Origin of the sequence: Paracoccus sp. (in: a-proteobacteria), assembly GCF_035556475.1 — a bacterium.
Classification (GTDB): Bacteria; Pseudomonadota; Alphaproteobacteria; order Rhodobacterales; family Rhodobacteraceae; genus Paracoccus.
The window spans coordinates 21,135-30,590 of sequence record NZ_DATMFA010000117.1 but is presented as its reverse complement, the minus strand read 5'-3'; the positions used below and the strand labels follow the sequence as shown (position 1 = coordinate 30,590).

The window sequence follows — 9,456 nt, the reverse complement described above, 5'->3', positions numbered from 1 at the left end:
CAATGCGTCGTCGATCCGCTGATGACCGGGCTGGGCGGGGACTGCTTTGCCCTTTACGCCCCGGCCGGGGGCGAGGTGCGGGCGCTGAACGGCTCGGGCCGCGCGCCGGCTGCGGCCACCGTCGCGGCGCTGAAAGCCACGGGCCTCGGCGACGAAATCCCCCAGACCAGCCCCCATGCCATTACGGTTCCCGGCGCGGTCTCGGCCTGGTGCCGGCTTCATGCCGATCACGGCAGCATTCCGCTGGGGCGGCTGTTCGCCCGCGCCATCGGCTATGCCGCCGACGGCTTTCCCGTCACGCCGCGTGTCGCGCAGGACTGGGCCGCGACCGCTGCGCATATCGGCGCAGATCCCCATGCCGCGGCGGTCTTTCTGCCCGGCGGCCGCCCCCCGCAACCCGGCGAGCGTCATGCCCAGCCCCTGCTGGCCGACCGCCTGTGCGAGATCGCCGAGAAGGGCGCCGCGGGCTTCTACCAAGGCGAGACGGCGGCGCGCATGGTCGCGCATCTGCAAAGCCTCGGCGGCCTTCACACGGTCGAGGATTTTGCCGCTGCCACCGACGGCGCGAATTGGGTGACGCCGATCAGCGCCTGCTATCGCGGATATGAGATCCATGAATGCCCGCCGAATGGGCAAGGCCTTGCGGCGCTGCTGATCCTGCGCATCCTCGAAGGTTTCGACATGGCCGCCCTGTCGGACACGGACCGCATCCATGTCCATGCCGAGGCGACGAAGCTGGCCTATCACCACCGCGACGCGCTGATCGGCGACCCCGCCGAATGCGAGGGGCTGGTTGAGCGGCTGCTCTCGGACGAGGTGGTGGCGACGCTCCGCGCGCGGATCGACATGACCCGCGCCCTGCCGCCCGCGCTGTGGGACGAGCCTGAGCACAAGGACACCATCTATCTTTGCGTCGTGGACGAGGCGGGCAACGCGCTTTCCTTCATCAACTCGATCTTCCACGGCTTCGGCTCGGGCCGTCTGGACCCGGCGACCGGGATCCTGTTCCACAGCCGCGGCGCGTCCTTCCGGTTGATCGAGGGGCATCCGAACGCCATCGGTCCGCGAAAGCGGCCGATGCACACGATCATCCCCGGCATGGTCACGCAAAATGGCCGTGTGGTCATGCCCTTTGGCGTGATGGGCGGGCAATATCAGGCCGCGGGCCATGCCGCCTTCCTCTCGGGCGTGATCGACCGCAAGATGGGGTTGCAGGAGGCGATTGACCAGCCGCGCAGCTTCGCCTTTGGCGGCGTGCTGGAACTGGAGCGGACCGTCCCCGAGGAGACCCGCCAGGCGCTGGAGGCGCGGGGCCACAAGCTGAAGGTGATGGACTCCCCGATCGGCGGCGCGCAAGCGATCCGGGTCGATCAGGGCTCCGGCGTGCTCGAAGGCGGGTCGGACAGCCGCAAGGACGGCATGGCGCTGGGATATTGAAGGCGAAGGACGGCAGAGAATGGGATTCCTGAAACGGATCGGCATTGACAGCTATATGATGATGCTGGTCGCCACGGTGCTGCTGGGCGTCATCCTGCCCGCGCAGGGCATCGCCGCGACCGGGTTGAAATACGTCACCTACTGGGCGGTGGCGCTGCTTTTCTTCCTCTACGGGGCAAAGCTCGACCCGGCTTCGGTCCGGGCGGGTCTGCTGAACTGGCGGCTGCAGGGGCTGACCTTTGCCGCGACCTATGTGGTCATCCCGCTGCTGGGGCTGGCGGTTGCGGCGATTTTCGGCGGGCTGCTGGGGCCGCAGGTGACGCTGGGGGTGCTGTTCCTCGCCGTGCTGCCTTCGACGGTGCAATCCTCGATCGCCTTTACCGGGATGGCGGGGGGCAATGTGCCCGCGGCGATCTGCGCGGCCTCGCTCTCGAACCTGATCGGGGTCGCGCTGACGCCGGCGCTGGTCGCCCTGATGCTGCATCAGGATGGCGGCGGGATCAGCATGGACGCGGTCGTCAAGATCGGCACGCAGATCCTGCTGCCCTTCGTCCTCGGCCAGCTTCTGCGGCCGGTGGTCGGCGGGTTCGTCATGCGCCACCGCACCCTGACGCTGACCGTCGACCGCGGCTCGATCCTGCTGATCGTCTATTCGGCCTTCAGCGCCGGCACGACCTCGGGCCTCTGGAATGAGATCCCGGTCCAGAGCCTGATCGCGCTGATCCTTGTCATCCTCGTCTTCCTCGGCACGGTCTTTGGGCTGATGACGGCGGCGGGGCGGGTCTTTGGCCTGCCTTACGAGGATCGGGCGGTCCTCTTCTTCTGCGGCTCGACCAAGAGCCTCGCCAGCGGGCTGCCGATCGCCACGGCGCTTTTCCCGGCGGCGACGGTGGGGGCGACCGTGCTGCCGGTGCTGGTCTATCACATGTCGCAGCTGTTGATCTGCGCGATGGTGGCGCAGGCCAGCGCCCGGCGGCGCGCCCGCGTGGGTGCGGCGATGGTCAGCTGAGCTTTACATCCACGCCGGCCGACTGGGTTTCACGCTCCAGCGGTGGGCGCAGCAGGACGCGGACCCGGCCGCGGCTGATCTCGATGACGTCGCGCAGGCGCAATTCGTTCAGCTTGCGGTTCACGGTCTGGCGCGAACAACCGGCAAGGGCGGCCAGATCGGTCTGGTTGATCCGCAGATCCGGTTGCGCCGCCGTGGTGAACTGCAGCAGATAAAGGCAGATGCGCTGGTCGGCGGTCAGGAAATGGTCGATCGAGCGCTGCCTGTTGTCGCGCAGCAGACGGTCATGCAGGACGCTGGCGAGGTTCACCACAAGGATCTCTGCCGGGATATGCTTGAGAAGCTGGGCCGCCGTGCAATAAAGCAGCCGCGTATCCGCGAGTGCCTTGCAGCTGGCGGCGCAGGGTTTGCCCGAAAGCGCCTCGATCTCGCCCAGAACCTCGCCCGGTCCGGCGATATGGACGATGATCGAATTGCCCTGATGGTCGATATAGGTGACCTCCACCTGGCCATGCTCGACCAGGTAGAAACCCTCGGTGACTTCGCCCTGCCACAGGATGTCCTTGGCCGTGCGGAAGTTGCGGGGCTGGCATTCGCCCAGCAAGGCGCGCTTCTGTGCCGGGCCGAGGCCGTCCAGAAGCTCGGCCTCCATCAGGGGAGAGGCGGAGGGCGGCATGGTCACGCGGCAACCTCCCGGCGGGGGACAGCTGCGTCTGTTCCGTGAAGGTCGCAAGAACTGGTGCGTGACATTGCGAAGAATGGGGATCGCTTTGATGGGTTCAAACCCATCATGTGGTTCGGAGCGGGACGACACAAGGGCGCCCCGCTCCAAACAACTGCAAACGAATGCACTTGAAACAATGATTACTCGATACAACACGCTTTGTGGGTAACAACTTTTCCCACGCCTTTGGTGACTTACATCTAGCAGCAGTCGAGGACCAGAAATGTCGGCTGGGCGACATTTCTCGCGCAATAACGCGAACCTGCCCAAAAGGGCAGGTCAGCCGGGGACGCCGCCGTCCTCGGGCCTGAGGCCGGTCAGGAACCGCGAGACGCGGCGGGTCAGATGGGCCTCGACCTCGGCCGGGTTGAGGGGGGGCATCATCAGCAGCGCGCGCCTTTGCAGCCCCGCAAGAATGAGATCGACGAACTCTGCCGCCGCCGCCGCACTGTCGTCGATGACAAGATCCCCGCGGGCATGGCGCAGGTCCAGATAATCGGCCAGCGTCGCCACCGAACGGGCGGGACCGGATTCATAGATCTTGCGGGCAAGATTGGGGAATTTCTCGCCCGCGCCGATCATCATGCGCATGGCGCCCATCACCTCGGGTTGCAGCAGCATCCCGATCATCTGCCGGCCGATCGCCATCAGCTCATCCTCGACCGTGCCGTTTCCAGAGCCAAGGCGGCGCAGCGTTTCCTGCATGCGGCCGCATTCCTTCAGCACCAGCGCCTCGAACATCGCCTCCTTGCTGTCGAAATAGACGTAGAGCGTGCCCTTGGAGACTCCCGCCGCGCGGGCGACATCCTGCATCGACGCGCCTTCGAATCCCTTGGAAAGGAACATCCGGCGCGCGCCGTCCAGAATCTGCTGCCGTTTCGGGGTATCGACAGGCTCGCCCTGGCCCGATGGCTCTGGCGTCGTATCGGTCATCTTCATCCAAATCCTCGGGAAAGGCGGATCCTCAATAGGCGCATTGTAAGATTGACCGAACGGTTCGGTCAATTGTATTCTATGACAAGCAGCACCCGGCCCCGATTCCCGAGGCCGGGTGCAATCCGTAAAAACCGAACGCCGCTGGCGACTGACAACCGAGAGGCCGCAGCAATGTCGTCCAATGCAGACAGCCCGACCGAGAAACCGCGGGCAAAGTCCGGCAAGGCCAAGCGCGTCCTTGCCATCCTGGGTATTCTGGTGATCTCGGCCGCCGCCTATGAAGGCTGGCACTGGTACAGTTTCGGCCGTTTCCACGAGTCGACGGATGACGCCTATCTGCAGGCCGACCTGATCACGCTGCAGGCCCGCGCAACCGGCTATGTGTCCGAGATGCTGGTTGCGCCGGATGCGGCGGTCGAGCGGGATCAGGTGATCGCGCGGATCGACCCCGAGGATTATGACCTTGCGCTTGAGACGGCTGAGAACAATCTGGCGCTGGCGCAAAGCGCGCAGTCCCAGCTTGAGGCGCAGATCCGCTCGGGCAATGCCGCGATCGCGCAGGCGGAGGCGGCACTTGCGGCAGCCACGGCCACCAATGACGGGGCGCAGAAATCCTATAATCGCGCGCGTGAGCTGAAAAGCAGCTCGGCCGGGACGCAGGCGGCGGTCGACGCAGCCGAGGCGACGGCGAAAAGCGCGGCCGCCCAGGTCAAGAGCGCCGAGGCCGCGCTGAGCCAGGCAGAGGCCGAACTGACCGTGCTTCACGCCAAGCAGGACAGCGCGGCGCTGGACGCGCGCGCGGCGCGCACGGCGGTCAAGCAGGCCGAGCGCGATCTGGGCTTCACCGAGATCCGCGCCCCCTTCGCCGGCGTCCTGACCGAACGGCAGGTCGAGGTCGGATCCTTCGTCACCACCGGCAGCCGGATCGGAACACTGGTTCCCGTTCAGGACATCTATGTCGAGGCGAATTTCAAGGAAACTCAGATCGCCCATATCCATCCGGGCGCCAGCGTTTCCGTCCGCGTCGATGCCTGGCCCGATGAAGTCCTGCACGGCACGGTCGAGAGCATGGCGGCCGGAACCGGGCAGGTTTTCAGCCTGCTGCCCGCCTCGAACGCCACCGGCAACTTCACCAAGGTCGTTCAGCGCGTGCCCGTCCGCATCACCATCGACGCCGAAAGCCGCACCCATCTGCCGTTGCGGCCCGGCATGTCGGTCGTCGCCGAGGTCGATACCCGCACCGGCGAGGATCGGCCCCTGATGCCCGCCCCGGTCAAGGAGCGGGGGCGGGGCAATGTCGCCCCGCCGCAGGACGCGCTGACGAGTTCGCTCGAGCAGGGCGCCAATGCGCAGCATTCCACGCGGACCGGAGGCTGAGCCATGGCCGGCGCGGCCGCGGCCAGCGGGGTGGCGGTCGTCGATGACGACCGCATAGACCCCCGCCGCCTGATCACCTTCCTTTTGATGGTGCTGGGCATGTTCATGGCGATCCTGGACATCCAGATCGTCTCGGCCTCGCTGTCCGAGATTCAGGCCGGGCTTGCTGCCTCGGGTGACGAGATCCCGTGGATCCAGACCTCCTACCTGATCGCGGAGGTCATCATGATCCCGCTTTCCGGCTATCTCTCGCGGATGCTGTCGACGCGCTGGCTGTTCACCATCTCGGCGGGCGGCTTCACGCTGATGAGCCTGCTCTGCGGGCTCTCGAACTCGATGGGCGAGATGATCCTGTGGCGGGCGCTTCAGGGCTTCATCGGCGGGGCGATGATCCCGACCGTGTTCGCTTGCGCCTATACGATCTTCCCGCGGTCCAAGATGCACATCGTCTCGCCGATGATCGGTCTGGTCGCGACCCTCGCCCCGACGATCGGCCCGACGCTCGGGGGGTATCTCACCGAATACATGAGCTGGCACTGGCTGTTCTTCATCAACGTCATCCCCGGCATCATCGTCACCACCGCCGCCTTCTTCCTGATTGATTTCGACAAGCCGGATCTCAGCCTTCTGAAACGCTTCGACTGGTGGGGCTTTCTCGGCCTCGCGCTGATGCTGGGCGCGATGGAATATGTGCTCGAGGAAGGGGCGGGCGATGACTGGTTCGCCGACGAGATGATCGTGATGATGACGGCGGTGATGATCGTGGGGATATTCCTGTTCTTCTGGCGGGCCTTCACCGCCGAGGAACCGATCGTGCGCCTCGACGCCTTTGGCGACCGCAACTTTGCCATGGGATCTATCTTTTCCTTCGGTCTGGGGATCGGGCTTTATGGCCTCATCTATATCTTCCCGGTCTATCTCTCGGCCGTGCGCGACTATAATTCGCTCCAGATCGGCGAAGCGATGATGGTCTCGGGCGTGGCGATGTTCATGACCGCCCCGATCGCCGGTCGCCTGTCGCAAAGCGTCGATCCGCGGCTGATGATGGGGCTCGGCTTCTCGCTCTTCGCGCTTAGCTGCTGGATGATGACCGGGCTGACCGAGGATTGGGACTATTGGGAGATCTTCGTGCCGCAGGTGCTGAGGGGCGTCTCGCTGATGCTCTGCATGGTGCCGGTCTCGAACATCGCGCTGGGGATGCTGCCGCCCGAGAAGATCAAGAATGCCTCGGGTCTTTTTAACCTGACGCGGAACCTTGGCGGTGCGGTGGGCCTTGCGCTGATCAACACGATCCTGTCCCATCGCGAGGACGTGCATTACGCCCGTCTGGCCGAGGCGGTGAACCCCGGCAACGATGCCGCGAACCAGGCCATCGGCATGCTGACGCAGGCCTATTCCGCGCTTGGCGACGCGGCCGAGACAGCGGCGCTTGCGACCGTGACCAGCATGGCGCGGTTGCAGGCGGTGATCCTGTCGCTTTCCGACATCTTCCTGCTGCTCGTCCTGATCTTCGCCGGACTGGGCTTGATGCTGTTCTTTGTCGAAAGGCCCGGCAAGGCGGCGGGTGGCGACGCGCATTGATGGCGTATAACCCGGTGTTATGAACGCCATTAGACATTAGAAATTAATCTAATCGTCGCAATGCGCTATTAAGGTTCCCGTGATGCGAGTCATCCGAGGCCGACGCCACGCGGGCATCGTGTCGAGGTCGCCAGTCAGTGAAGGGAGCAGCCATGGACGACAAGGTAGTGAAGAGCGGGGGCGGTTGCCCTGTGATGCATGGGACGAACCGGACGACGCGTGCGGATGCACGCTCGAACCGCGAGTGGTGGCCGAACCAGCTCAACCTCAAGATCCTGCATCAGGACAATGCGCAGTTGAACCCGCTGGGCGAGTCCTTCGACTATGCCGAGGAGTTCAAGAAACTGGACCTCGAGGCGGTCAAGGCCGACCTTCGCGCGCTGATGACCGACAGCCAGGACTGGTGGCCGGCGGATTGGGGCCATTACGGGCCGCTTTTCATCCGCATGGCCTGGCACAGCGCCGGAACCTACCGCACGGCCGATGGCCGGGGCGGGGCGCGGGCGGGCGCGCAGCGGTTTGCGCCGCTGAACTCCTGGCCGGACAACGTCAACCTCGACAAGGCGCGGCGGCTGATCTGGCCGATCAAGCAGAAATACGGCAACAGCCTCAGCTGGGCCGACCTGCTGATCCTGACCGGCAACGTGGCGCTGGAATCGATGGGCTTCAAGACCTTCGGTTTCGGCGGCGGACGTGTCGATGTCTGGGAGCCGCTCGAGGACATCTATTGGGGCTCGGAAGTCGAATGGCTGGCGCTGAGCGGATCGAAAGGCAGCCGCTATTCGGGCGAGCGTGAGCTGGAAAGCCCGCTGGCCGCGGTGCAGATGGGCCTGATCTATGTCAACCCCGAGGGGCCGGACGGCAACCCCGATCCGCTGCTTGCCGCCAAGGACATCCGCGAGACCTTCAGCCGCATGGCGATGAATGACGAGGAAACCGTGGCGCTGATCGCCGGCGGCCATACCTTCGGCAAGACCCATGGCGCGGGCGAGGCCACCCATGTCGGCGCCGATCCCGAAGGCTCGGCGATCGAATTGCAGGGCCTCGGCTGGGCCAGCAGCCACGGCTCGGGCTTTGGCGGCGATGCGATCTCCTCCGGGCTGGAGGTGGTATGGACCCAGCAGCCGACGCAATGGAGCCAGGGCTTCTTCAGGAACCTGTTGGACTATGAATGGGAGCTGACGAAATCCCCGGCGGGCGCGTGGCAGTGGAAGCCCAAGGACGGCGCCGGTGCCGGCACCGTGCCCGATGCGCATGATCCGTCAAAGCGCATCGCGCCCTCGATGCTGACCACCGACCTGTCGCTGCGCTTCGACCCGATCTACGGCCCGATCTCGCGCCGCTTCTACGAGAACCCGGACCAGTTCGCCGATGCCTTTGCCCGCGCGTGGTTCAAGCTGACCCACCGCGACATGGGACCGAAGGTGCTGTATCTGGGTCCAGAGGTTCCGGCCGAAGACCTGATCTGGCAGGATCCGATCCCCGCGCCCGATCATCCGCTGGTCGATGCGGCCGATGTCGCGACCCTCAAGGCCGAGGTGCTGGCCTCGGGCCTCGCGCCGGCGGAGCTGATCCGTACTGCCTGGTCCTCGGCCTCGACCTTCCGCGGCTCGGATTATCGCGGCGGGGCCAATGGCGCGCGCATCCGGCTGGCGCCGCAGAAGGACTGGGAAGCGAACCAGCCCGAGGAACTGGCCCGCGTGCTTTCCGTGCTGGAGGGCATCAAGGCCGGCTTCGACGCCAAGGGCGCGAAGAAGATCTCGCTCGCCGACCTGATCGTGCTGGCGGGCGATGCCGCGGTCGAGGCCGGGGCGAAGGCCGCGGGTCACGATCTGGCGCTGCCCTTCCATCCCGGCCGCGGCGACGCGACGCAGGAGCAGACCGATATCGAGAGCTTCGACTGGATGGAGCCCCTGGCCGACGGCTTCCGCAACTATCAGCGCAAGCAGTTCGCGGTCCCGGCCGAGGAGTTGCTGGTCGACCGGGCGCAGCTTCTGACGCTGACCGCGCCCGAGATGACCGTGCTGGTCGGCGGGCTGCGCGCGCTTGACGCCAACCATGGCGGCACCGCGCATGGCGTGCTGACCAACCGGCCCGGCCAGTTGACGAATGATTTCTTCGTCAATCTGCTCAGCATGGACACGGTCTGGAAGGCCCAGTCGGAGGCGCAGGACGTGTTTGACGGCACCGATCGCAAGACCGGCGCGCCGAAATGGACCGCCACCCGCGTCGATCTGGTCTTCGGCTCGAACTCGCAATTGCGCGCTATTGCCGAGGTCTATGCGCAGGACGACGCGAAAGCGAAGTTCGTCGCCGATTTCGGCAAGGCCTGGTCGAAGGTCATGAATGCCGACCGCTTCGACCTGAAGCAGAAGGCCTGAGGACACGAGGG

Annotated in this window: 7 protein-coding genes; 5 read left to right on the top strand and 2 right to left on the bottom strand. The window is 65.5% G+C overall.

The window, feature by feature from the left end; all coding sequences use genetic code 11:
• Together VNQ78_RS17170 and VNQ78_RS17165 are read left to right on the top strand one after the other, a co-directional pair.
• Positions 1 to 1,437 (top strand): gamma-glutamyltransferase family protein (locus VNQ78_RS17170; RefSeq protein WP_325692039.1); only part of this gene is annotated, 1,437 nt, incomplete at its 5' end.
• Between the two features lie 19 nt (positions 1,438 to 1,456).
• Positions 1,457 to 2,446 carry a bile acid:sodium symporter family protein gene (locus VNQ78_RS17165; protein ID WP_325692037.1) on the top strand — a complete coding sequence of 330 codons (990 nt, stop codon included), beginning with the start codon at positions 1,457 to 1,459 and terminating at the stop codon, positions 2,444 to 2,446.
• On the opposite strand, the gene VNQ78_RS17160 is transcribed toward VNQ78_RS17165, so the two are convergent.
• Together VNQ78_RS17160 and VNQ78_RS17155 are read right to left on the bottom strand one after the other, a co-directional pair.
• On the bottom strand, positions 2,439 to 3,122 hold the full coding sequence (locus VNQ78_RS17160) for a Crp/Fnr family transcriptional regulator (protein ID WP_325692044.1): 684 nt from the start codon (positions 3,120 to 3,122) through the stop codon (positions 2,439 to 2,441). The genes VNQ78_RS17165 and VNQ78_RS17160 overlap by 8 nt on opposite strands.
• 327 nt (positions 3,123 to 3,449) lie before the next feature.
• Positions 3,450 to 4,109, bottom strand: a complete 660-nt coding sequence (locus VNQ78_RS17155) for a TetR/AcrR family transcriptional regulator (RefSeq protein WP_325692035.1) — start codon at positions 4,107 to 4,109, stop codon at positions 3,450 to 3,452.
• A 168-nt stretch (positions 4,110 to 4,277) separates the two neighbouring features.
• On the opposite strand from VNQ78_RS17155, the gene VNQ78_RS17150 reads away from it, so the two are divergent.
• From VNQ78_RS17150 to katG, 3 genes are all read left to right on the top strand, one after another.
• Positions 4,278 to 5,483, top strand: a complete 1,206-nt coding sequence (locus tag VNQ78_RS17150) for an HlyD family secretion protein (RefSeq protein WP_325692033.1) — start codon at positions 4,278 to 4,280, stop codon at positions 5,481 to 5,483.
• A gap of 3 nt (positions 5,484 to 5,486) precedes the next feature.
• Positions 5,487 to 7,064 (top strand): DHA2 family efflux MFS transporter permease subunit, encoded by a 1,578-nt coding sequence (locus VNQ78_RS17145; protein WP_325692031.1) that lies wholly within the window; start codon positions 5,487 to 5,489, stop codon positions 7,062 to 7,064.
• A 152-nt stretch (positions 7,065 to 7,216) separates the two neighbouring features.
• Entirely contained in the window at positions 7,217 to 9,445 is a 2,229-nt protein-coding gene (katG, locus tag VNQ78_RS17140; protein WP_325692029.1) for a catalase/peroxidase HPI, read from the top strand.
• The last annotated feature ends 11 nt before the right edge of the window (positions 9,446 to 9,456 follow it).